We start from the raw sequence: 20,773 nt of genomic DNA on the forward strand, positions 1-20,773 counted from the left end.
GTCCGTAGAATCGACGGCGATGCGTCGTCTTCGGTGGTACTGGGGAGCCCTCGTCCTCGCGTGCGTGGCCCTGCTGGTCGGCTTCTTCGTCTTCTTCGGCTCCGAAAGCAAGCCCGGGCAGCCGCAGCCGCGGCAGGGTCCGCCCGGCACCGGGCCGCTCACCGTCGTCGCGATGGGTGACAGCACCGTCTCCGGCGAAGGGGCCGGCCAGTACACCGCCGCCACCAACGGGCAGGGCGGCAATTGGTGCCACCGCTCCCCCAACGCCTTCGTCGAGAAGATCGCCGCCCCGGGCGTCACCGCGCGGGTCAACCTCGGCTGTTCCGGTGCGCCCGCCGAGCAGGTCGCGCTCGGGGACGTCAAGCAGTGGACCGAGGGTTCGCAGGCACGGCAGCTCGCCGCGCTGGTGAAGGACCACCGGGTGGCGGTGGTGGTGATCGCGGTCGGCGCGAACGACGAGCCGAAGTTCTCCAACCAGGTCAACGACTGCTTCAAGGCCTGGTTCGACGCCGGCGGCCCGCCGTGCAGCACCGCGCTGAAGCAGACCTGGAAGTCCAAAGTGGACGCAATGGTGCCGAAGGTCGCGAAGGCCGTCTCGGACGTCAAAACCGTGCTGGCGCAGGCCGGCTACGTCCCGGCGGACTACCAGCTGATCCTGCAGTCCTACGCGGCCCCGATCGGCCCGGACCTCCCGGAGGACCTGCGCAGCCTCAACGGCTGCCCGTTCCGCACCGAAGACCTGCGCTGGATCGCCCAGACCGGCATCGGCGTCCTGTCCTCCGGCCTGAAAGCGGCCGCCCAGCAGTCCGGCGCCCGGTTCCTGGACCTGGCGAAGGCGGGCGTCAAGCACGAGGCCTGCAGCGGCGGCGCGAACCCGGCGACCGAGTGGTTCACCCGGCTGACGCTCCAGCTGGCCGACCTCGGCCGGGCCGAGCGAGCCGGGCACGCGCTGCAGGAATCGTTCCACCCCAACGCGACCGGCCACGCGGCGATCGCCAACTGCCTGACCGAGTTCATCGCGGCCAAGGACGGCAACGCCTCCTGCCTGGCCGGCGCGGACGGCAAGCTCCACGCGGTCCCGGAGGTCGTGGCCCGCTGACCGCTCAGGGCACTTTGCGCACGGACGTCGTGTCCACGTCGGCGCGGGTGCCGTCCGCCCCGGCCGGCTGCAGCGGCGGAAGCGGGACGCCGTGGGTGTCGACCAGCACCGAGTGGGCCTCACCGGGCGCGAACGCGTGCCGTTCGCCCCACTGCCGCAGGGCCACGACGACCGTGAACAGGTCGCGCCCGGCCGGGGTCAGCTCGTAGACCTGCCGCCGGCCGGACGGCGCGGTCCGCCGGTCGAGGACGCCGCGGTCGACCAGGCGGCGGAGCCGGTCGGTGAGGATGTTGCGGGCGATCCCGGTGCGCTGCCGGAAGTCGGTGAACGACCGGGCGCCGTCCATCGCGTCGCGGACGACGAGCAGGCTCCAGCGGTCGCCGACGAGGTCGAGCGTGCGCGCCACCGGGCAGCTCGGGTCGGTCCAGTCCTCGGTCACCACACCTCCGGAAGAGTTGCTGTTCGAAACCATTCTGCCGTACGGTCGGATCAGTTTCAATCTGCTACCGATTGGAGGGTCATGGGCCGGAACACGCTGCTGGCGGCGGTGTGCGCCGTCGCGGTCGCGAGCATCTACGCCGCGCAGCCCGCGCTCGCCGGGATCGGCGCGGACCTGGACGTCCCGGCCGCGGACCTCGGCTGGATCGTCGCGGCCGGCCAGCTCGGCTACCTGGCGGGACTGGCCCTGCTCGTCCCCCTGGGTGACCTGCGGGACCGGCGCCGGCTCATCGCGGGCCACCTCGTCCTGACGGCGGCGGGCACGGTCGTCGCCGCCTCCGCGACCCGGCTCTGGGTGCTGCTGGCCGGGTTGGCCGTCGCCGGGTTGTTCGCCGTCGTCGTGCAGACGACCGTCGCCTACGCCGCGGCGAGTGCCACGCCGGCCGAACGTGGCCGCACCCTCGGCGTGGTGACCTCCGGGGTGGTCCTCGGCATCCTCGGCGCCCGCGTCGCGGCCGGGGCGCTGGCCACTGCGTGGGGCTGGCGCAGCGTGTACGTCGTGCTCGCCGCGCTCCTGGTCACGCTGGCGGCGGTGGTGCTGAAGACACTCCCACCCGACCCGCGCCCCGCACGGTCGTCCTACCGGGACGTGCTGACGTCGCTGGGCGGGCTGTTCCGCGAGCGGCTGTTCGTTTCGCGCGGGCTGGTCGCGTTCTTCCTGTTCGCCTCGTTCGGCACGCTGTGGAGCGGCCTGGCGCTCCCCCTGTCCGCCGGGCCGTGGCGGCTGGACGCGGCGCGGATCGGCCTGTTCGGGCTCGCCGGGCTGGTCGGCGCGCTGGGCGCCGCCCGGGCGGGCCGCTGGGCCGACGCGGGGTTCGCGCGCACGGTCACGCTCGGCGCCCTCGCCCTGCTCGCCGTCTCGTGGGCGGCGATCGGGCAGGCGTCGTGGTCACTCCCGCTCGTCGTCGCCGGCGTGGTGGTGCTCGACTTCGCCGTGCAGGCCGTGCACGTGAGCAACCAGCACCTGCTGACCACCGCGTATCCGGACGCGACCAGCACCGCCATCGGCGGCTACATGCTCTTCTACTCGCTCGGCTCGGCTCTGGGCGCGACCGCCACGACGGCCGCGCTCGCCGTCGCCGGCTGGGCGGGTTCCAGCGTCCTCGGCGCGGGATTCGCCTTGTGCGCCTTGGCGGCCGGCCTCACAGGTCGAGCGCGGCCCGCAGCGCGATGTCGATCCGTTCCTGGACGTCCTGGTCGATCTCGGCGATCCGCTCGTCGAACCACGGGCGGTAGAGCCGGGTGAGGTTGAGCGTCGACACCCAGTACCGGGCGTCGATCGCGACGCCGAGGATGTCCATCGGGTCGCGGTCGAGGAGTTCGGTGCCGAGCAGCCACGGCCGCTCGGACTCGTTCACCCCATCCGAAGACAGCAGCACCACTGTGCGCTGCCGGGCCGGATCGGTCGGGGGGTGGTACGTCCAGACTTCACCCCTGCGCACGCAGATCCTTCTCCGCCGCGCTCAGCTCGGCCTCGTCCGATTCCGCGGCGGCCGGTTCCGGCTTCTGCGGGGTGTAACCCGTGCGTACCGCCTCGCGCCTGGCCGCCTTCGACAGCCAGGACGAGACCGAGATCCCGTGGGCTTTCGCGGCTCGTTCGGCGAATTCCAGCGCGCCGCTGTCCAGCGAAAGAGTTACCTTACGTGTTGCCATACCTTTTACCGTACCAGCGCCCCGGCCACCGGGCGGGGCGCCGGGGTCAGAACGTCGGCGAACGTCCCTCGAACGGAGTAGAGAGCACCACCGTCGTGCGGGTCGACACCTTCGCCGCCTCCCGGATCCGCCGCAGCAGGTCCTCCAGCGCCAGCGGCGACTGGACGCGCACCAGCAGGATGTAGGACTCGTCGCCGGCCACCGAGTAGCACGACTCGATCTCCTTGATGTGCTGGATCCGCTGCGGATAGTCGTCCGGCGCGGCCGGGTCGTTCGGCGTCAGCGAGATCAGCGCCGTCAGCGGCAGGCCGATCTGCTCGCCGTCGAGCCGCGCGGTGTAGCCGAGGATGACCCCGCGCTGCTCGAGGCGGCGCACCCGCTGGTGCACCGCCGACACCGACAACCCGACCCGCTCGGCGAGGTCGGTGAAGCTGCGCCGCCCGTCCGCCGCGAGCTCCTGCACGATCGACTGGTCCAGCGGCTCCAGGCCGCCGGTGGTCATGCGTCCAGCACGACGAGCTCGTGCGGCTGGTTGTTGACGGCCTCGACGCCGTCTTCGGTGACGATGACGATGTCCTCGATCCGGGCGCCCCACCGGCCCGGCTGGTAGATGCCCGGCTCGACGCTGAAGGCCATGCCCGGCTCCAGCGGCAGCGCGTTCCCGGCGATGATGTACGGCTCCTCGTGCACGTCCAGGCCGATGCCGTGCCCGGTGCGGTGGATGAAGTACTCCCCGAACCCGGCCTCGGCGATGACGTCCCGCGCGGCGGCGTCGACGGCCTCGGCGGTCACGCCCGGCTTCACGGCGGCCACCGCGGCGGCCTGCGCGCGCTGCAGGACCGCGTAGGTCTCGGCCACGTCGGCGTCGCGCGGAGTACCCACGGCGTAGGTGCGGGTGGAGTCGGAGTTGTAGCCGGCCGGCAGCGGGCCGCCGATGTCGACGACCACGACGTCACCCTTCTCGATGACGCGCTCGGAGACGTCGTGGTGCGGGCTGGCCCCGTTCGGCCCCGACCCGACGATCACGAAGTCGGCCTGGACGTGGCCCTCCTCGACGATGGCCGCGGCGATGTCGGCCCCGACCTCGGCTTCGGTGCGACCGGGCCGCAGCCACTCGTGGACGCGGGCGTGCACCCGGTCGATCGCCGCACCGGCCTCGCGCAGCGACGCGATCTCGGCGGCGTCCTTGCGCATCCGCAGCTCCCGGACGACGGGACCGGCCAGCGTCTGCTCGGCGGTGTCGAGGGCGGCCCGCAGCGCGAGGACGTGCAGGGCCGGCGTGAAGTCGCTGACGGCGACCCGCCCGGGCTTGCCGAGCCGGTCGGCGACGAGCTTGTAGGGGTCGTCGCCGTCGACCCAGGTGAGCAGCTCGACGCCGAGCTCGTCGGTGGGGACGTCGGCGTACCCGGGCGCCTCCAGCTTCGGCACGACGAGCGCGGGCGTGCCGTCGGCGGGGACGACGAGGGTGGTGAGCCGCTCGAACGAGCCCCCGGCCTGCCCGAGCAGGTACCGCAGGTCGGAGCCGGGCGCGATCAGCAGGGCATCGGTCCCCGCGGCGGCCGCGGCAGCGCGGGCACGGTCCAGCCGCGCCCGGAGAGCGGCGGCATCGGGAGCGGGCGTGTGAAGGGATCGGCGCGACATGAAGGCGAGCCTAGTGGGGCGGCGGGCGAACCGAACGCGCCCGGGCCCACGACATGCCGGGCCGGGTGACCCGCGGCTCACCGCTCCCCCGCCACGAGCCGCCCTGGCCCGCCGGGGCGCCCCCCGTTTTCCACGCTACCGGTCACCACCGACAATTCCGGGCCCCGCAAGCCCGAACCCGATCAGCCACCCTCGTCGCCGCGAGCCCCGGCCCGCACCGCACCCCCGGCACCCGCGCCGCACTCCCCGGGCGACCCCGCCGCGTGGCTTGCCCCTCCTCCGCCCTCCGGACGTGGCAGGCTGTGCGGGTGACCGGATCCCTTGCCCTGCTCGACTCCGCGAGCCTGTACTTCCGCTCCTTCTTCGCCCTGCCCGACTCGATGCGTGCCGCCGATGGGACGCAGGTCAACGCCGTGCGGGGGTTTGCCGACACGATTGCGCGGATCCTCACCGACCGGCGGCCCGCGCGGCTCGTCTGCTGCCTCGACGCCGACTGGCGGCCGAAGTTCCGCACCGACCTGCTCCCCAGCTACAAGGCGCACCGGGTGGCCGAAGAGACCGGCAGCGGCCCCGACGTCGAAGAAGTCCCCGACACGCTCACCCCGCAGGTGCCGATCATCCTCGACCTGCTCGAGGCCTTCGGGTTCGCCACCGCCGAAGCCGCCGGGTACGAGGCCGACGACGTCATCGGGGCGCTCGCCACCCGGGAGAAAGCCGACCCGGTCGAGGTCATCACCGGCGACCGGGACCTGTTCCAGCTCGTGCGCACCGAACCCACCCCCACCTCCGTCATCTACGTCGGCAAGGGCTGGGCCAAGGCCGAGGTGCTGGGCCCGGCCGAGATCGCCGAGCGCTACAGCCTCCCCCGCGACACCGCCGGGCCCGCCTACGCGGACATGGCCGCGCTTCGCGGCGACCCGTCCGACGGGCTGCCCGGGGTCGCCGGCATCGGCGAGAAGACCGCCGCCAAGCTGATCACGCAGTTCGGGTCGCTCGAAGCCCTCGTCGCCGCGGGCGAAGCCGGGGACTCCGCGCTCCCGCTGAAGACCCGGCTGCGGCTGAAGGACGCCGCGGACTACCTCGCCGTCGCCCCCACCGTGGTCCGGGTGGCCGTCGACGCGCCGGTCGAGCAGTCCCGCCCCGACACCGTCCCCGCCACGCCCGCCGACCCCGAGCGGGTCGCCGAGCTCGCCGAACGGTGGAACCTCGGCAACTCCGTCGAACGGCTCCTCAAGGCCCTTCCCGGCGCCTAGAAGTGCGTGCCGCACCAGGGCGCGGCCGTCGTGGTGAACAGCTCGTCGGCCCGCCCGGGCGCCGCCGGGTCGCGGACGTCGAGGCGGCCCGCCTCCGCCAGCGTCGTCGCCGGCCAGTGCCCGAGGTAGAGCATGCCGAGCGTGTCGACGTCGAGGGCCAGGTCCGCGGCCGCGTCGGTGCGCCGGGCGCCGTCCGGGCCGACCTCGTAGTGCCCGGTGTTGGCCGGCAGCAGGCGGTCGGTCACCGCGAGCACCACCGGTGCGGCCGCCCGGTAGGTGCGGGCGGCGAGCGCGGCCGCGACGTCGACCGGCCGCAGCCACAGGTCGTCCTCGACGGCGGCGGTGGCCGCGTGCCGGTGGTCGGTCAGCATCAGCGCGAGGGGCTCGTCGACCGGGCGGTGCCGGGCGCGGACCTCCGAAACCAGGTCCACCGACAGCAGGTACCGCCAGAGCGCGGCCCGCGCGGCCGGGCCGGCGGCATGCAGGTCGTGGACGTCCAGCGCGGCACCGTGATCGGGTGAGTCGAACGACCGGCGGGTGATCGTGGCGTACACGACGAACCCGTCGTCACCGTCCGGTCCACTGTGGACGGCGACCAGGTGCCCGCCGTCCGGGCTCACCTGCCGGTTGTGCGAGATCGGCCACCACCGCTCCGGCCGCCCGATCATGCCCGGCCGGTGCAGCCCGATCCGCCGGTACAGCCCCGGGATCTCCTTCACCGCCTCCTCGGACGTCAGCAGCCGGACCTCCCCCTCGGCCGCGACGCGCTCGTGCAGCCGCGCCGCCGGCCGCGCCACCCGCAGGGTCTTGCCGAGCGCGGCCGAACCGTAGCCGAACCGCCCGTAGATGGTGGGTTCGCTCGCATGCAGGACGGCCACCGGCAGCCCGCGGGCCGCGAAGTCCGCCAGCTGCGCCCGCATCATCGCGCTCAGCACCCCGCGGCGGGTCCGGTCGGCGCGGACGCCGACCCCCTCCACCGCCGCGACCGGCACCGTCCGCCCGCCGGGGACGGCGATCTCGGTGTCGTAGGAGCTGACGATCCCGATCGGGCTCCCGCCCTCGAACGCGCCGAACTTGTGCCCGGCCGGCCAGGACTCCCCGATCCGCGCCCAGAGGTCGTCGGTGACGGGCGGGGCGTGCAACGCGCGGCGCAGCAGGTCGAACGTGCTGCGCCGCTCTTCTTCGGTGATCGGGCGGACGTCGAAGGCAGTCATCCTCCCGATCCTGCCGCGGGACGTCCGGACCGGCACCCGGTTTTAGAAGTGGCTCCCGCTCCAGGCCGCCACCCGGGTGCCGAACAGCACGTCCGCGGCCGCCGGAGCGGCCGGGTCCCGGACCTCGATCCGGCCCGCGTCCGCCAGCGCCGACGGCCGCCAGGTGCCGAGGTACACCATCGCCAGCGTGGTGACGTCCAGGCGCAGCCCGGCCGGCCGGTCCGTGCGCCCGGCGCCGTCCGGCGTCACCAGGTACGTGCCGCCGTTGCCGGGCAGCAGCGGATCGGTCACCTCGATCACCACCGGCTCGCCGGACCCGTACGCCCGGCCGGCCAAGGCGGCCGGGACGTCGACGAGCCGGATCCAGTGCTCGTCCCCGATCCGGTCGACGTTCCCGCGCCGGTGATCGGCCAGCAGCAGCTCGATCGGGTCGTCGAGCGGCCGCGACTCGACCGCGACCCGGTCCACCAGGTCGAGCCCCAGCAGGAACCGCCACAGCCCGGCGAACGCCGCCGGGGAACCGGCGAACAGGTCCGCCACCTCCAAGGTCTTCGTCCACGGGTGCGCCTGCGCCCCCGCCACGTGGTAGAAGGCGAACCCGTCCGGCCCGCCGGGACCGTGGTGCACCAGCGCCCTCACCGGCATCGTGTGCCGCCGCAGCTGCATCTCGTACAGCCGCCACAGCACCTCGGGCCGGGACATCATCCCCGGCCGGTGCTCGAGACCGTCGTACACCGCGGGACAGACCTCCAGGGCCCGGTCGAAGTCCAGCAGCTCCAGCTCCCCGCCCACCGGCGCGTCCGGCCGCAGCCGCGCCCGGTGCCGGTCGACGCTGTAGGCGCGGTACCGGGTGGCCAGGCCGTAGCCGAACCGGCCGTAGATCCCGGCTTCCGACGCCAGCAGGTTCGCGAACACCACCCCGCGCGCCGCGAAGTCCTCGAGCTGCGCCGTCATCATCGCCCGCAGTACCCCACGCCGCGTCCGGTCGGGCCGCACCCCGACCGAGGTGACCCCCACCATCGGCAGCGACGCCCCGCCCGGCACGGTCAGCTGCGCGTCGAACGAGCGGGCCGTGCCGATCAGCTCCGGATCGAACACCCCGACCGTGCCCCCGGGCTGGTAGTACCGCGCGGCGTACACCCACTCGGCGTCGTCGGAGGGCGGGAAGTGCACGGTCTCCCGGAACAGGTTGCTCGCCGTCCGGTGCTCCTCGGTGCCCAGCGTCCGGATCTCGAAGTCGCTCATGCCCGGATCATCCTCGGAAACGCCGAGGCCCGGCCACCGGAATTACCGGCGGCCGGGCCCGAAACGTCGCGCGCTACTTGGTGACGGGCGGGGAAACCTCGTAGTTGCCGCCGTCACCCTTCACCGTGATCGGCACCTGCTGCGGCTTCCCGGCGATGGTGGCGGTGCACTCGAACTTCGCCCCGTCCTCCACCTTCTGCTCCGCCGGGCAGGTCACGTTGGTGACACCGTCGATCTTGTAGGTCTCCGTCAGCAGCTTCTGCACGTCGGTCTGCATCTGGGTGTTGTTGAAGACCTGCGTCTTCAAGAACCCGGGCGCGACGAACCCCAGCACCAGGAACGCCGCGACGACCACGATCGCCGCGACCACCCCGATCAGCAGGCCCTTCTTCGACTTCGCCGGCTGCTCCCCCTCCGGGGCGGCCGCGCCGGGGAACTGCTGCTGGCCGTAGTCGTACTGGCCACCCGGCTGCTGCCCGTACTGCGGCTGCGCCTGGGGCCCGCTCTGCGGGTACCCCCCACCGGGCTGCTGCCCGTACTGCGGCTGGGCCTGCGGGCCGCTCTGCGGGTACCCGCCGCCGGGCTGCTGGCCGTACGGCGGCGGCTGCTGGCCCCACTGGGGCTGCTGCGGCGGGGCGTACCCGCCCGGCTGCTGCCCCCACTGCTGCGGTTGCTGCGGCTGGCCCCATTGCTGCTGCTGGTTCGGGTCGTAAGAAGGCTGCTGCGGCTGGCCCCACTGCGGCTGCTCCTGCGGGCCGCTCGGCGGGTACGCGCCGCCCGGCTGCTGCCCGTACTGGGGCTGCTGTGGGTCGTTGCCGCCATACGGCGTGCTCATCGTCTGCCTCCGCCTGCTTCACTCATCTCGCTGTCCACCCCGAAACACCGCCCGAGCCGCGCACACACGGTGTCGCACGCGATCCAACCACAGGTCGGAGCCGAGCACACGCGCCCACGCTCACCGCTTCCGCCGCTTGGAGCAGGCCTGACACGGAGTTCACGCGGCTCCCGCGGCCACGACCCCGCGCCGCAGCGCCTTCACCGCCTCGGCCGCCGCCGCACCCACCGGATCCGCCTTGCCCAGCACGTCCCGGATCTGGTCGAGCAGGTCGATCACCTGCCGCGACCAGCGCACGAAGTCACCGGCCGACAGCTCCTGCCCGTTCGCCTCCGCCGCAGTCAGCACCTTCTCCAGGGATTCACCCCGCGCCCAGCGATAAACCGGCCACGCGAACCCGGCATCCGGCTCCCGCGTCCGATCCAGCCGGTGCCGCCGCTCGTCCTCGGTCAGCTCCACCCACAGCCGCGCCGTCTCCTGCCACGCCTCGGGCACCGCCCCGCCCGGCAGCCGCGCCTCCCCCGCGGTGTCCCGGCGCGCCTCGAACACCAGCGTCGACACGACCGCCGCCAGCTCGGCCGGGTTGAGCTTGCGCCACACCCCGTGCCGGATGCACTCCGCGGCCAGCAGATCCGACTCGCTGTAGAGCCGCGTCAGCCGCCGCCCGTGCTCGGTGACGCGGTCCTCGCCGTCCCCCGCCGACTCCGGCCCCAAGTACCCACGCTCACCCAGCAGAGCCAAGATCCGGTCGAACGCCCGCGCCAGCGAGTGCGTCGTCGCCGCGACCTTCCGCTCCAGCTGCTGCGTCTCCGCCGCGAGCCGCTGATACCGCTCCACCCAGCGCAGGTTCGCCTCGCGCTCGGCCAGCCCGTGACACGGGTGCGCCCGCAACGCCCGCCGCAACGCGGCCAGCTCCCCGTCCTCGTTCGCCCCCGACCGCCGCTTCTGCCGCCCCGGCAGCGAAATCCCGGCGTTCCGCAACGTCGACGCGATGTCCCGGCGCGTCCGCGGCGACCGCAGCTCGATGTGCTTGGGCAGCTTGATCCGCCCCAGCGCCTCCACCGGCGCCGGGAAGTCCGCCACCGACAACGGCCCCGACCACCGGTCCTCGGTCACCACCACCGGCCGCGGCTCCCGGATCGGGTCCAGCCCCGGGTCGACCACCACGGCCAGCCCCGCCCGCCGGCCCGCCGGCACCGCGATCACGTCACCCTTGCGCAGCTTCTCCAGCGACTCCGCCGTCCCGGCCCGCCGCACGGCCGTGTTCTGCCGCGACAACGCCTTCTCCCGCGCCGAAATCTTCGCCCGCAGCTCGACGTACTCCAGCATCTCGTCGAAGTCGCCGGTCACCGCGGCCGTGTAGCCCTTCAGCGCCTCCTTGTTCCGCTCGATCCGGCGCGCGGTCCCCACCACCGACCGGTCGGCCTGGAACTGGGCGAACGACTGCTCCAGCAGCTCCCGCGCCTCCGCCGCGCCGACCTGCGCCACCAGGTTGACCGCCATGTTGTAGCCCGGCCGGAACGACGACCGCAGCGGATAGGTCCGCGTCGAGGCCAGCCCGGCCACCTGCTTCGGATCCACCCCCGGCTGCCACGCGACGACCGCATGCCCCTCGACGTCGATGCCGCGCCGCCCGGCCCGGCCGGTCAGCTGCGTGTACTCACCCGGCGTCAAGTCGACGTGCGCCTCGCCGTTGTACTTCACCAGCCGCTCGAGCACGACCGTGCGGGCCGGCATGTTGATCCCCAGCGCCAGGGTCTCGGTCGCGAACACGACCTTCACCAGCCCGCGGACGAACAGCTCCTCGACGGTCTCCTTGAACGCCGGCAGCAGCCCCGCGTGGTGCCCGGCGATCCCACGCTCCAGAGCCTCCCGCCACTCCCAGTAGCCGAGCACGCCCAGGTCGCCCTCCGGCAGGTCCGCCGTGCGCTCCTCGATGACCCGGCGGATCTCCTCGACCTCACCCGGCCCGTTCAGCCGCAGCCCCGACCGGACGCACTGCGCCACCGCGGCGTCACACCCCGCCCGCGAAAAGATGAACACGATCGCCGGCAGCAACCCGGCCCGGTCCAGCTGCTCCACGACGTCCACCCGCGACGGCGGCCGGAACCGCGGCATCCGCGGCGGCGCGCCCCGCCGGTTCCGCGGCCCCCGGAACCCCGCGGGCGCGTACTGGCGGCCGATCTCCTCGGTCCGCCGCAGCAGGGTCGGGTTGATCCGCAGCTCGGCGTTCGGCGCGTGCACGTCGTCCCCGGCGAACAGGTCCAGCAGCCGGTTCCCGACCAGCATGTGCTGCCACAGCGGCACCGGCCGGTGCTCGTCGACGACCACCGTCGTGTCGCCCCGCACCTCCACCAGCCACTCGCCGAACTCCTCGGCGTTGCTGACCGTCGCCGACAGCCCGACCACGCGGACGTGCTCCGGCAGGTGCAGGATCACCTCTTCCCACACCGCGCCCCGGAACCGGTCGGCCAGGTAGTGCACCTCGTCCATCACGACGTACCCGAGGTCGGTGATCGTCGACGAGCCCGCGTAGAGCATGTTGCGCAGCACCTCGGTGGTCATCACGACCACCTGCGCGCCGCCGTTGATCGAGGTGTCCCCGGTGAGCAGGCCGACGGCGTCGCTGCCGTAGCGGGCCACGAGGTCGGCGTACTTCTGGTTCGACAGCGCCTTGATCGGCGTCGTGTAGAAGCACTTGCGGCCCTCGGCCAGCGCCAGGTGCACCGCGAACTCGCCGACGACGGTCTTGCCCGCCCCGGTGGGCGCGCAGACCAGCACGCCGTGGCCGTCCTCGAGGGCTTGGCACCCGCGGATCTGGAACTCGTCGAACTCGAAGGACACCTCCGCGGCGAAGCGCGTCAGCTGGGGGTGCTTCCCGCGGCGCGCGGAGGCCGCATAGGCCTCGGCCGGGGACGGAGAAGGGCTACTGGCCACCTCCTCAGCGTTTCACACCCCACCGACAGTCTGCACGTTGCGTGCACCGACCCGCCGTATAGGTCGTTATACACCTGCAGGGGCCGGAACCGGTGCGGTTCCGGCCGCGTCGGAGCGGGCATGAGCGAACCGTGCCCGAGCTGCGGCCTCCTGGACCGGGTGCAGCACGTGCCCGCGGCCTACCACGGCGGCCACTCGTTCTACCGCGGCCAGGGCCCGGCGGTCGCGATCCCGGCCGGTGACGGCGTGATCGTGACGAACAGTCAGATCAGCGGCGTGACGGTGACGGCGGTGGCCCGGGCGCTGAACCCCTTCCCTCCCCCGCGCCGCGGCGGCGGCCTGCTGGCGGCGGCGATCCTGCTGGCCCTGGTGGGCAGCTGTTTCCTGCTGCTGCCGTTCTCGGTGTCCGACGACCCGCCCCCGGGTGGCGCGGCGTCGAAGGCGCTGGGTGTCGCGCTGTTCGCGTTGCCGTCGGTGTGCGTGTACGTGGCGGCGGGAGTGCTGGTGTGGCTGTACGTGCGGCGGGTGCGGGCACACCGGCGGCAGCGGCGGGGTGTCCCGGCGGCGCAGCAGGTGTGGGAGCAGGGGTGGTTCTGCCACCGCTGCGGCGGCGTCTACTTCGCCGACTCGGGCCGGCTGCTGACCCCGGCCCACTTCCGGCACCTGGTGGCCCGGGCGGGCGGGTACGACCGTTAGGCCAGCACGGTGAGCGCGCCCGGCACGCAGCTGGCCGTCACCGGCACCGCGCCCTGCGGTTCCCCGTCGGCGTAGGCCGGCCACGTGTTGCCGGCCAGGGTCACCGAGCGGGCGCGCAACGTGCGGACCGCGGGGTGGGTCACGTGGTTGCCGGTGCGCAGGCCGGGGAGCATGCGGATCAGGCCGCGGCGGGTGGCGTGCCCGATGATCGTGACGTCGAAGACGCCGTCCTCGGGGTCGGCCGTGGGGCAGATCGGGACGCCTCCGCCGTAGAACCGGGTGTTGCCGATCGCCACGAGCGTCGCGTCGAGTTCGAGGCGGCCGGTGCCGGTGTCGACGACCACCGGGCGGGGGCGGAACGACGCCAGCTCGGCCAGGATCGCCACGTCGTAGCGGCGGGGTCCGGACGGCCAGCGCATTCGGTTGGCGCGTTCGTTGACGCTCGCGTCGAACCCCGCGCACAGCACCGTCGCGAACCACGTGTCGCCCACGCGGCCGAGGTCGATGCGCCGGCGGGCGCCCGAGCGCAGGGCCGCGACCAGCGCGTCGACCGCCGGGAGCGGCTCGCCCGGGATGCCGAGGGCGCGGGCGAAGTCGTTGCCGGTGCCCGCCGGGACGAGGCCGAGCGCGACGTCGTGGTTCGCGCAGAACTGGACGCCCTGGTGGGCGGCGCCGTCCCCGCCGAGCACGATCAGGACGTCCAGCCCGGCGGCGTGGGACGACCGCATCAGCGCGCGGGACTCCTCGACGGAGTGGGCGACCAGCACGTCGAGCCGGTCGACCGCCGCGCGCAGCCGCTCGGCGACGGTGTCGGCGATCCGGGCGGCCGCGCCGTGCCCCGACGCCGGGTGCACGGCGAGCGCGGCGTGGATCCCCACTAGGTGACGTCGTCGGTGCTCGACCGGCCGCCGGACGCGGTCGGGGCGGACGGCTCGTCGTCGATGGTGCTCGGCGTGTAGTCGAAGGGGGCGGCTTCGTCGTCGGCGAGGGAGTCCCAGCCCTCGTCGGAGCGGGCCTTGTCGAGCTTGCGGTCGTGGAAGCGGGCCATCTGCACGGCGATCTCGAACAGCACGGTGAGCGCGCCGGCCAGACCGAGCATGGAGAACGGGTCCGAGCCCGGGGTGGCGAAGGCGGCGAAGACGAAGAGCGCGAACACGATGCCGCGCCGCCACTTCTTCAGCTGCACGTACTTCACGACGCCGACGCGGTTGAGCATCACCACGAGCAGCGGGAGCTCGAAGCTGATCCCGAAGATGATCAGCAGCGACAGGAGGAACGAGATGTACTTGTCCGCGGTCAGCGCGGTGACGAACGCGTCCTGCCCGAAGCCCATGAGCAGCTGCAGCGCGTGCGGGAAGAGGATGTAGGCGAGCACGGCGCCCGCGGCGAACAGCACCGACGCGAACCCGACGAACGTCAGCGCGTACTTGCGTTCCTTGCTGTACAGGCCCGGCGCGATGAACGCCCAGAGCTGGTACAGCCACGCCGGCGAGAGGAGCACGGCCCCGGCCGCGATGCCGACCTTCAGCTGCGTCATGAAGGCCTCGAACGGCACGGTCTGCAGCAGCCGGCACCCTTCGGCGCTGTCGAGCCGGCGCTCCGGCGGGATCGCGCAGTACGGGTCCTTGACGAGGTCGCCCAGCGACGGGATCGGACCGATCTTGGTGCCGAACCAGATGAAGCCGAGGATCCCGCCGATCACCACCGCGAGCAGCGCGAAGCCGAGACGGCGGCGGAACTCGTAGATGTGCTCGATGAGCGTCATCGTGCCGTCGGGATTGGCCCGACGGCTGCGCTTGCGCCGCTTCGACCGGCGGCTGTCACCGTTTCCGGAGGCGGATTCCGCCACGGGTTGTTCCGTTCTCGTCGGAGTCCGCCGGAGCGCGCCGGGTGCGGCGCGCTCCGTGGACGGGGGACCGGGTGTGGCCTAGCCGCTCAGCTGACGTTCTTCTGCGGCTGCTCGGCGGCCTGCTGCTTCTTCAGCTCGTCGAGCTGACGCTGCAGGTCGGCGACCTGCTGGTCGGTCGAAGCGGGCGTGGCGGGCTTGGCCGGGAGCTGCTTCGTCTCGGCGGGCTCGGCGTCTTCGTGCGCCGCGGCCTTGTCGCCGGTGAGGTCCTTGGTCTCGGCCTTGAAGATCTTCATGGACTTGCCGATGGACCGGGCCGCGTCGGGAAGCCTCTTGGCCCCGAACAGCAGCACGACGACGAGCACCAAGATGATCAAATGCCACGGCTGCAATCCGTTCAGCATGGTGGCCTCCTATCTGCGTCTGGTAGGGATGTTACTGGTTTTCCGCTTTGCGGCGGCGCTGCGCGAACGCGACGCGCAACCCCGCGGCCCTGGCCCGGACGAGCCCCGCCCGGTCCTGGGTGTTCGTCACCACCATGCTTGTGGTTTGCCGGAAGGCACGCAAGACCTTGACGGTCCGCACCAGCAGGACCACGAGCAGCGCGAGGCCGAGCACGATGAGCACAGCGGTGGGCAGGTACGGCACGCCGTCAGCCTAGTGGTCGCAGGTTGACGGAAGGTGACGGGCTCGGGCCACCGCGTCGGCCGCCCGGCGACCGACGTCGGACGCGAGGTCCGCCGGGCTCTCCACCAGCGCTTCCCCGCCCAGGCTGAGCACCAGGCGCACCATCCACGACTGGTCGGCGTAGCGCATCCGGATGCGCAGCCGGCCCCCGTCGAGCTCGTCGAGCTCCTCGCACGGGTAGTACTCGGCTACCCAGCGTGCGTCCGGGTCGAGGACCAGGACGGCCTCCCGCTGGTCGGGACGCTCGCGGAAGACGCCGTCGGAGACGTCGGTGGGGTGCGCGTGGGCGGGCGGCCGCGACGGCTCCTCGAGCACGGTCAGCTCGTCGATCCGGTCGAGCCGGAACAGCCGGACGCCCTCGGCGCGGCGGCACCAGGCTTCGAGGTAGCCGACCGCCTGGACGATCAGCAGCCGCATCGGGTCGACCGTGCGCTCGGTGATCTGGTCCTTCGAGGCGGTGTAGTAGCGGATCCGCAGGGCGCGTCCGCCCTGCAGCGCCCGGGCGACCTCCTCGCGGGTGCGCGCGGTCTTCTTGCCCTCGCGCACTCCCCCGCCGACCACCACACCGGCCGGCTGGGCCTGCCCGGCGGCGGCCTCGATCTTGGCGATGGAGCGGCGGACGGCGTCGCCGTCGACCACGCCCGGCGTCTCGGCCAGCGCCCGCAGCGCCACCAGCAGCGCGGTCGCCTCGCCGCCGGTCAGCCGGAGCGGGCGGCTCATCCCGGCGTCGTGGGTGACGACGATCGTGTCGCCCTCGAAGGACAGGTCGATCAGGTCGCCGGGGCCGTAGCCGGGCAGCCCGCACATCCAGAGCAGCTCGAGGTCCTTGCGCAGCTGCCTCGGCGTGACGTCGAAGTCCTGCGCCGCGTCGTCGATGCGGACGCCGGGGCGCGCCAGCAGGTACGGCACGAGCGCGAGCAGCCTCGGCATCCGGTCGGTGGACCCGCTCACCGGGCGCTCACCTGCCGGGCGACGACGGCTTCGAGGCGGTCCTGCACGCTCTTGGCCAGCACGTCGGGTTCGAGCACGACGACGTCCGGGCCCTGCGCGCTGATCCAGTCGGCGGCCGATTCGGGGTAGAGCAGGCCGATCTCCACGAGGTCGCCCTCTTCGCCGTCGATGCTGCTGCGCCCGACGACGGTGCCGCGGCGGCGGACCCCGGCCGCGCGGCCGTCGGCGACCCACAGCCGGGCGGTGGTGACCGGCGCCGGTTCGCTGTCGCCGGTGGCCGTGACGAGCTTGAGCAGGTTGACGCCCTCGGGACGCCGGACCTCGCCGGGCTTGCCCACCGGGCGCACCTGCCCGGTGACCCGGGAAAGCCGGAAGCAGCGGGTGGCGCCGCGGTCGCGGTCGTGCCCGACGACGTACCAGCGGGCCCGCCAGGACACCACGCCCCACGGTTCGAGGGTGCGCATGATCCGCTCCGGGGAGCCGCTGCGGCGGTACTCGAAGCGCACGGCCTGGCCGTTCTGGACCGCGGCCAGCAGCGGCCCGAACGCCGGCTCGGCGCGCACCCGCGGCTCGACCACGGTGGGTGCCTGGTCGTCGACCTCCAGGCCGGCGGCGCGCAGCTTGACGAGCGCGCCCTGCGCCTGGCCGGTCAGCTCCGGGGAGTCCCACAGCCGGGAGGCGAGCGCGACGGCGGCGGCTTCGTCGGGGGCGAGGTCGATCTCGCCGAGTTCGTAGTCGCGGCGGGCGATGCGGTAGCCCTCGATGGCGTCGAACGCGCCGTTGCGGCCGGTCTCCAGCGGGATGCCGAGCTCGCGCAGTTCGGTCTTGTCCCGCTCGAACATCCGGAAGTAGGCGTCGTCGCTCGCCGCGTCGCCGTATCCGGGCACGATGCCGCGGATCTTCTCGGCCGTGAGGTACTGCCGGGTGGACAACAGGGCCAGCACCAGATTGACCAGTCGTTCGGCGCGTGCGGTGGACACCGGTAGAGCCTAGCCCGCGCCGCCCGGCCCGATCGTGAGGTCCGGGGTACGCGCGTCGTAATCGCTTCGCGCGGCGTCGACGGCTTCGAAGTTCGCTTCGGCCCAGTCCTTGAACCCGGCCATCAAGGCACGCAGCGACTCCCCCAGTGGCGTAAGGGAATAGTCGACGCGGACGGGCACCGCCGGGGTGACCTCGCGGCGGACGAGGCCGTCCCGCTCGAGCACCCGCAGGGTCTGGGTGAGCATCTTCTGGCTGACCCCGGCGATCCGCCGCGAAAGGTCGCTGTAGCGCTGCGGCCCGTCACCGAGCGCGACGAGGATCAGGCTGACCCACTTGCCGGCGATCTCGTCGAGCAGCTTCCGGGTCGGGCGCGCGGCCAGGTAGGCGTCGTAGGCGGCCTTTTCGGCCTGCCGCCGCTGTTCCGCCGTGCGCGTGGGCACCGGGCGAACCTCCTCGTCGGGTAGGCACCTGCGAGTGCGTACTTCCCAATGGAGAGTAGCTCCCCATACGGTCGCCGGGAAGGAGGTTCGGATGCGTGCGATGGTGATCCGCCGGTTCGGCGGGCCGGAAGTGCTGGAGTTCGCCGAGGTCCCGGTGCCGGAGCCGGGCCCGGGGCAGGTCCGGATCCGGGTGGCGGCGGCCGCGGTGAACCCGGTGGACCTGGCGACCCGCAGCGGGGTGCTGAGCTCGGCCGGGGTGGTGCCGCCGCGGGAGGTGCTCGGCCTGGGCTGGGACGTCGCGGGCGAGATCGACGACCCCGGCGACACCGGGTTCCGGGCCGGCGAAGCCGTGATCGGCCTGCGTGACCGGATCGCCACGCCGCTCGGCGCCTACGCCGAGCGGATCGTGCTCGACGCCTCGGCCGTCGCCCCCGCTCCGGCCGGCGTCTCCCCCGCCGAAGCCGCCACCCTGCCGCTGAACGCGCTGACCGCCGCCCAGGCCCTGGACCTGGTGGGCACCACGGGGACCGTCCTGGTCACCGGCGCGGCCGGGGCCGTCGGCGGGTACGCCGTCGCGCTGGCGCACGCGCGTAAGTTGCGGGTCGTCGCGGTGGCGTCCGAAGCCGACGAAGCCCAGGTCAGGGCGTCCGGTGCGGACGAGTTCGTGCCGCGCGGGCCGTCGCTGGCCGACCGGGTCCGCGCGGTGGTCCCGGGCGGCGTGGACGCGGCCCTCGACCCCGCGCTCCTCGGCTTGGACGCGCTCGACGCGGTCCGCGGCGGCGGCGAATTCGTGGCCTTCGCCGCGGGCGCCGCCCCGATCCCCCTGCGCGGCGTCCGCGTCCGCACCGTCTGGATCCGCGCCGACGGCGGCCGCCTGGCCGAGCTGGCCCGCCTGGCGGAGAACGGGACGCTCCCCCTGCGCGTCGCCGGAGTCCTGCCCCTGGCCGAGGCGGCGGCCGCCCACGAGCGGCTCGCCGCGGGCGGGTTGCGCGGCCGGCTCGTCCTGACTCCCTAGCCTGGAGGGCATGGATGATCGCGTTCTCCTCATCACCGGCGCTTCCCGCGGCCTCGGCGCCGCGACCGCACGCCTGGCCGCGGCGGCCGGCTTCAAGGTCGCCCTCGTCGCCCGCCAGGCCGAGTCCGTCACGCCCCTGGCCACCGAACTCGGCGAGGACCGGGCCCTCGCCCTCGGCGCCGACGTCGGCGACTGGCCGGGCATCTCCGGAGCCGTCGCCGAGACGGTCGCGAAGTTCGGGCGGCTCGACGCGGCCTTCGCCAACGCCGGCATCGGCGTCGGGACGTCCTTCTTCGGCGACGACGACCCCGATCCGACGGCGTGGGAGCCCATGGTCCGCACGAACGTCCTCGGCGCGGCCTACACCGCCCGCGCGGCCCTCCCGGCGCTCAAGGAAACCGCCGGCCACCTGCTGATCACCGGCTCGGTCGCCGGCCGGTACATCCGCAACGCGAGCCTGTACTCGGTGACGAAGTGGGCCGTCACCGGCATGGCCGGCGCGATCCGCGAGGAAGCCGTCGGCACCGGCGTGCGGGTCACGCTGATCAACCCGGGCATCACCGACACCGACATCCTCACCGACGAGCAGCGCACGAAGCCCCACCTCGAGCCCGCCGACATCGGCCGCGCGGTGCTCTACGCCCTCCAGCAGCCGCCCTCGGTCGACGTCAACGAGATCCTGGTCCGCCCGACCGGCCAGGTCCTCTAGCGGAGCCGGGCGACCCGGCCGCCGGCGCCGCTGGCCCAGCAGGCGGCCCCGGCGCAGGCCACGCTGTCGAAGCTGCCGGTGTCGAACGACGTCCAGTGCCGGCCGCCGTCGGGGCTGTAGTCGCTGCCGCCCGGGCCGACCGCGAGCACCGTCCCGCCGCGCCAGGCCAGCCCGGAGCGGTACCCGGCCGGGTACTGGCCGGGGGTGGCCCAGGTGCGGCCGCGGTCCCGGGTGAGCGCCACGGCCGGGCCGGGTGCCGTCGGGTTCGCGAAGTCGCCGCCGATCGCGATGCCCTGGAACGGCGTGCGGAAGGCCAGCGCGAACACGCCCGCCGACGGGCTGCTCGGCAACGGCGTGTCCGACGCCGTCCAGTGCCGGCCGCCGTCGCCGGAGTGCAGGACGCGGGCGGTCGCGCCGCCACCGGTCGCGAGCCAGGCGTCGAACGGCCCGGCCGTCGTGACGCACTGGCCGCTGGCCGCGAACCCGGCCTCGCCGGGCAACGCGGGCGGGAAGCCGCTGTCGGGCACCGGGCGCCAGCTGCGGCCGCCGTCGAAGGTGGCCTGGACCCGGAACCGGCCGTCGACCGGGTCGCTCATCGCCAGGCCGCGCCACGGGTCGAAGAAGGCCAGGCAGTCGTAGAAGGCCGCCGCGTCGGTGTTCTGGAACGTCTGGCGCCAGTGCGTGCCGCCGTCGTCGGTCCGGTAGACGCGGGAGTCGGTCCCCGGCCCGATCGAGAGGATCACGGCGTGCTGGGCGTCGAAGGCCTCGATGTCGCGGAACTGCAGCGTCTCGGTGCCCGGCGGCCCGACGGACTTCCAGGTGGCCCCGCCGTCGGTCGTGCGCAGGACCGTCCCCTGGGTGCCGCTGACCCACGCGACCCGCGCGCTGACGGCGGACAGGCCGCGGAACTGGGCGGTGACGCCGGTCGGCGTGAGCTCCCACGTCGGCGGGCGCTCCCCCGCCGACGCCGGGGCGGCGATCGAGACCAGCAGGGCGAGCACCAGCAGCACGACACGCATGCCGCGATCCTGCCGCACCCGCCCGGCGACTTTCGTAGGAAAACGCCGGGCGGG

The 20,773-nt window shown here is 73.6% G+C and carries 23 protein-coding genes; 6 read left to right on the forward strand and 17 right to left on the reverse strand.

All coding sequences use genetic code 11. The features are described 5' to 3' along the window. Nucleotides 1-19: 19 nt before the first annotated feature. Nucleotides 20-1,099 (forward strand): GDSL-type esterase/lipase family protein, encoded by a 1,080-nt coding sequence (locus tag ACWDN5_RS13360; RefSeq protein WP_310972920.1) that lies wholly within the window; start codon nucleotides 20-22, stop codon nucleotides 1,097-1,099. Between the two features lie 4 nt (nucleotides 1,100-1,103). On the opposite strand, the gene ACWDN5_RS13365 is transcribed toward ACWDN5_RS13360, so the two are convergent. Further along, on the reverse strand, nucleotides 1,104-1,571 hold the full coding sequence (locus tag ACWDN5_RS13365) for a winged helix-turn-helix transcriptional regulator (protein WP_449676472.1): 468 nt from the start codon (nucleotides 1,569-1,571) through the stop codon (nucleotides 1,104-1,106). A 48-nt stretch (nucleotides 1,572-1,619) separates the two neighbouring features. Here ACWDN5_RS13365 and ACWDN5_RS13370 point away from each other — a divergent pair, with 48 nt between their 5' ends. Further along, nucleotides 1,620-2,843 carry an MFS transporter gene (locus ACWDN5_RS13370; protein ID WP_449676473.1) on the forward strand — a complete coding sequence of 408 codons (1,224 nt, stop codon included), beginning with the start codon at nucleotides 1,620-1,622 and terminating at the stop codon, nucleotides 2,841-2,843. On the opposite strand, the gene ACWDN5_RS13375 is transcribed toward ACWDN5_RS13370, so the two are convergent. Genes ACWDN5_RS13375 through ACWDN5_RS13390 form a run of 4 tightly spaced genes read right to left on the reverse strand, consistent with a single transcriptional unit; the run spans nucleotide 2,740 to nucleotide 4,891 of the window. Beyond that, on the reverse strand, nucleotides 2,740-3,039 hold the full coding sequence (locus ACWDN5_RS13375) for a hypothetical protein (protein WP_310972923.1): 300 nt from the start codon (nucleotides 3,037-3,039) through the stop codon (nucleotides 2,740-2,742). The two genes, ACWDN5_RS13370 and ACWDN5_RS13375, sit on opposite strands and share 104 nt — an antisense overlap. Continuing rightward, the gene (locus ACWDN5_RS13380; RefSeq protein WP_191306170.1) at nucleotides 3,026-3,250 is read right to left on the reverse strand and encodes a hypothetical protein; all 225 of its coding nucleotides are present in this window, start codon (nucleotides 3,248-3,250) and stop codon (nucleotides 3,026-3,028) included. Before ACWDN5_RS13380 ends, ACWDN5_RS13375 begins: the two co-directional genes overlap by 14 nt. Before the next feature lie 46 nt (nucleotides 3,251-3,296). After that, nucleotides 3,297-3,752 (reverse strand): Lrp/AsnC family transcriptional regulator, encoded by a 456-nt coding sequence (locus ACWDN5_RS13385; protein WP_043786019.1) that lies wholly within the window; start codon nucleotides 3,750-3,752, stop codon nucleotides 3,297-3,299. Then, complete coding sequence (locus ACWDN5_RS13390; RefSeq protein ID WP_310972924.1) at nucleotides 3,749-4,891, reverse strand: M24 family metallopeptidase; 1,143 nt, start codon at nucleotides 4,889-4,891, stop codon at nucleotides 3,749-3,751. Before ACWDN5_RS13390 ends, ACWDN5_RS13385 begins: the two co-directional genes overlap by 4 nt. Before the next feature lie 308 nt (nucleotides 4,892-5,199). On the opposite strand from ACWDN5_RS13390, the gene ACWDN5_RS13395 reads away from it, so the two are divergent. Continuing rightward, the gene (locus ACWDN5_RS13395) at nucleotides 5,200-6,144 is read left to right on the forward strand and encodes a 5'-3' exonuclease (protein ID WP_310972925.1); all 945 of its coding nucleotides are present in this window, start codon (nucleotides 5,200-5,202) and stop codon (nucleotides 6,142-6,144) included. Here the strand turns inward: ACWDN5_RS13395 and ACWDN5_RS13400 are convergent. The 4 genes from ACWDN5_RS13400 to ACWDN5_RS13415 form a co-directional block, all read right to left on the reverse strand. Then, nucleotides 6,141-7,358 (reverse strand): GNAT family N-acetyltransferase, encoded by a 1,218-nt coding sequence (locus ACWDN5_RS13400; RefSeq protein ID WP_449676474.1) that lies wholly within the window; start codon nucleotides 7,356-7,358, stop codon nucleotides 6,141-6,143. The two genes, ACWDN5_RS13395 and ACWDN5_RS13400, sit on opposite strands and share 4 nt — an antisense overlap. A 42-nt stretch (nucleotides 7,359-7,400) precedes the next feature. Beyond that, nucleotides 7,401-8,603, reverse strand: a complete 1,203-nt coding sequence (locus ACWDN5_RS13405; RefSeq protein ID WP_449676475.1) for a GNAT family N-acetyltransferase — start codon at nucleotides 8,601-8,603, stop codon at nucleotides 7,401-7,403. 73 nt (nucleotides 8,604-8,676) lie between these two features. Continuing rightward, nucleotides 8,677-9,438, reverse strand: a complete 762-nt coding sequence (locus ACWDN5_RS13410) for a DUF4333 domain-containing protein (RefSeq protein WP_310972928.1) — start codon at nucleotides 9,436-9,438, stop codon at nucleotides 8,677-8,679. Between the two features lie 159 nt (nucleotides 9,439-9,597). Then, a complete protein-coding gene (locus ACWDN5_RS13415; protein WP_449676476.1) occupies nucleotides 9,598-12,375 on the reverse strand; it encodes a DEAD/DEAH box helicase in 2,778 nt (925 codons plus the stop codon). A 120-nt stretch (nucleotides 12,376-12,495) separates the two neighbouring features. Between ACWDN5_RS13415 and ACWDN5_RS13420 the strand changes: the two genes are divergently transcribed. Next, the gene (locus ACWDN5_RS13420; protein ID WP_449676477.1) at nucleotides 12,496-13,071 is read left to right on the forward strand and encodes a hypothetical protein; all 576 of its coding nucleotides are present in this window, start codon (nucleotides 12,496-12,498) and stop codon (nucleotides 13,069-13,071) included. Here ACWDN5_RS13420 and ACWDN5_RS13425 read toward each other — a convergent pair. The 7 genes from ACWDN5_RS13425 to ACWDN5_RS13455 form a co-directional block, all read right to left on the reverse strand. Beyond that, nucleotides 13,068-13,949 carry a diacylglycerol/lipid kinase family protein gene (locus ACWDN5_RS13425; protein ID WP_449676478.1) on the reverse strand — a complete coding sequence of 294 codons (882 nt, stop codon included), beginning with the start codon at nucleotides 13,947-13,949 and terminating at the stop codon, nucleotides 13,068-13,070. The genes ACWDN5_RS13420 and ACWDN5_RS13425 overlap by 4 nt on opposite strands. After that, on the reverse strand, nucleotides 13,949-14,920 hold the full coding sequence (gene tatC / locus ACWDN5_RS13430; RefSeq protein WP_310972932.1) for a twin-arginine translocase subunit TatC: 972 nt from the start codon (nucleotides 14,918-14,920) through the stop codon (nucleotides 13,949-13,951). Before tatC ends, ACWDN5_RS13425 begins: the two co-directional genes overlap by 1 nt. 86 nt (nucleotides 14,921-15,006) lie before the next feature. Beyond that, nucleotides 15,007-15,321: a Sec-independent protein translocase subunit TatA gene (tatA, locus tag ACWDN5_RS13435; protein ID WP_176169496.1), complete on the reverse strand. Its 315-nt coding sequence runs from the start codon at nucleotides 15,319-15,321 to the stop codon at nucleotides 15,007-15,009. A 31-nt stretch (nucleotides 15,322-15,352) separates the two neighbouring features. Then, complete coding sequence (locus tag ACWDN5_RS13440) at nucleotides 15,353-15,565, reverse strand: bacteriophage holin (protein ID WP_310972933.1); 213 nt, start codon at nucleotides 15,563-15,565, stop codon at nucleotides 15,353-15,355. 9 nt (nucleotides 15,566-15,574) lie between these two features. Then, on the reverse strand, nucleotides 15,575-16,555 hold the full coding sequence (locus ACWDN5_RS13445; protein ID WP_310972934.1) for a helix-turn-helix transcriptional regulator: 981 nt from the start codon (nucleotides 16,553-16,555) through the stop codon (nucleotides 15,575-15,577). After that, nucleotides 16,552-17,535 (reverse strand): helix-turn-helix transcriptional regulator, encoded by a 984-nt coding sequence (locus tag ACWDN5_RS13450; RefSeq protein ID WP_310972935.1) that lies wholly within the window; start codon nucleotides 17,533-17,535, stop codon nucleotides 16,552-16,554. The genes ACWDN5_RS13445 and ACWDN5_RS13450 overlap by 4 nt, the downstream gene beginning before the upstream one ends. A 9-nt stretch (nucleotides 17,536-17,544) precedes the next feature. After that, nucleotides 17,545-17,976, reverse strand: coding sequence for a winged helix-turn-helix transcriptional regulator (locus ACWDN5_RS13455; protein ID WP_449676479.1), 432 nt, complete (start codon nucleotides 17,974-17,976; stop codon nucleotides 17,545-17,547). A gap of 91 nt (nucleotides 17,977-18,067) precedes the next feature. Between ACWDN5_RS13455 and ACWDN5_RS13460 the strand changes: the two genes are divergently transcribed. Together ACWDN5_RS13460 and ACWDN5_RS13465 are read left to right on the forward strand one after the other, a co-directional pair. Continuing rightward, on the forward strand, nucleotides 18,068-18,991 hold the full coding sequence (locus ACWDN5_RS13460; RefSeq protein ID WP_449676480.1) for an NADP-dependent oxidoreductase: 924 nt from the start codon (nucleotides 18,068-18,070) through the stop codon (nucleotides 18,989-18,991). A 10-nt stretch (nucleotides 18,992-19,001) separates the two neighbouring features. Then, complete coding sequence (locus tag ACWDN5_RS13465) at nucleotides 19,002-19,700, forward strand: SDR family oxidoreductase (protein WP_310972937.1); 699 nt, start codon at nucleotides 19,002-19,004, stop codon at nucleotides 19,698-19,700. Here ACWDN5_RS13465 and ACWDN5_RS13470 read toward each other — a convergent pair. Next, a complete protein-coding gene (locus tag ACWDN5_RS13470; RefSeq protein ID WP_449676481.1) occupies nucleotides 19,697-20,719 on the reverse strand; it encodes a WD40/YVTN/BNR-like repeat-containing protein in 1,023 nt (340 codons plus the stop codon). The genes ACWDN5_RS13465 and ACWDN5_RS13470 overlap by 4 nt on opposite strands. Nucleotides 20,720-20,773: the final 54 nt, after the last annotated feature.

It is taken from the genome of Amycolatopsis sp. NPDC003731 (genome assembly GCF_053586895.1).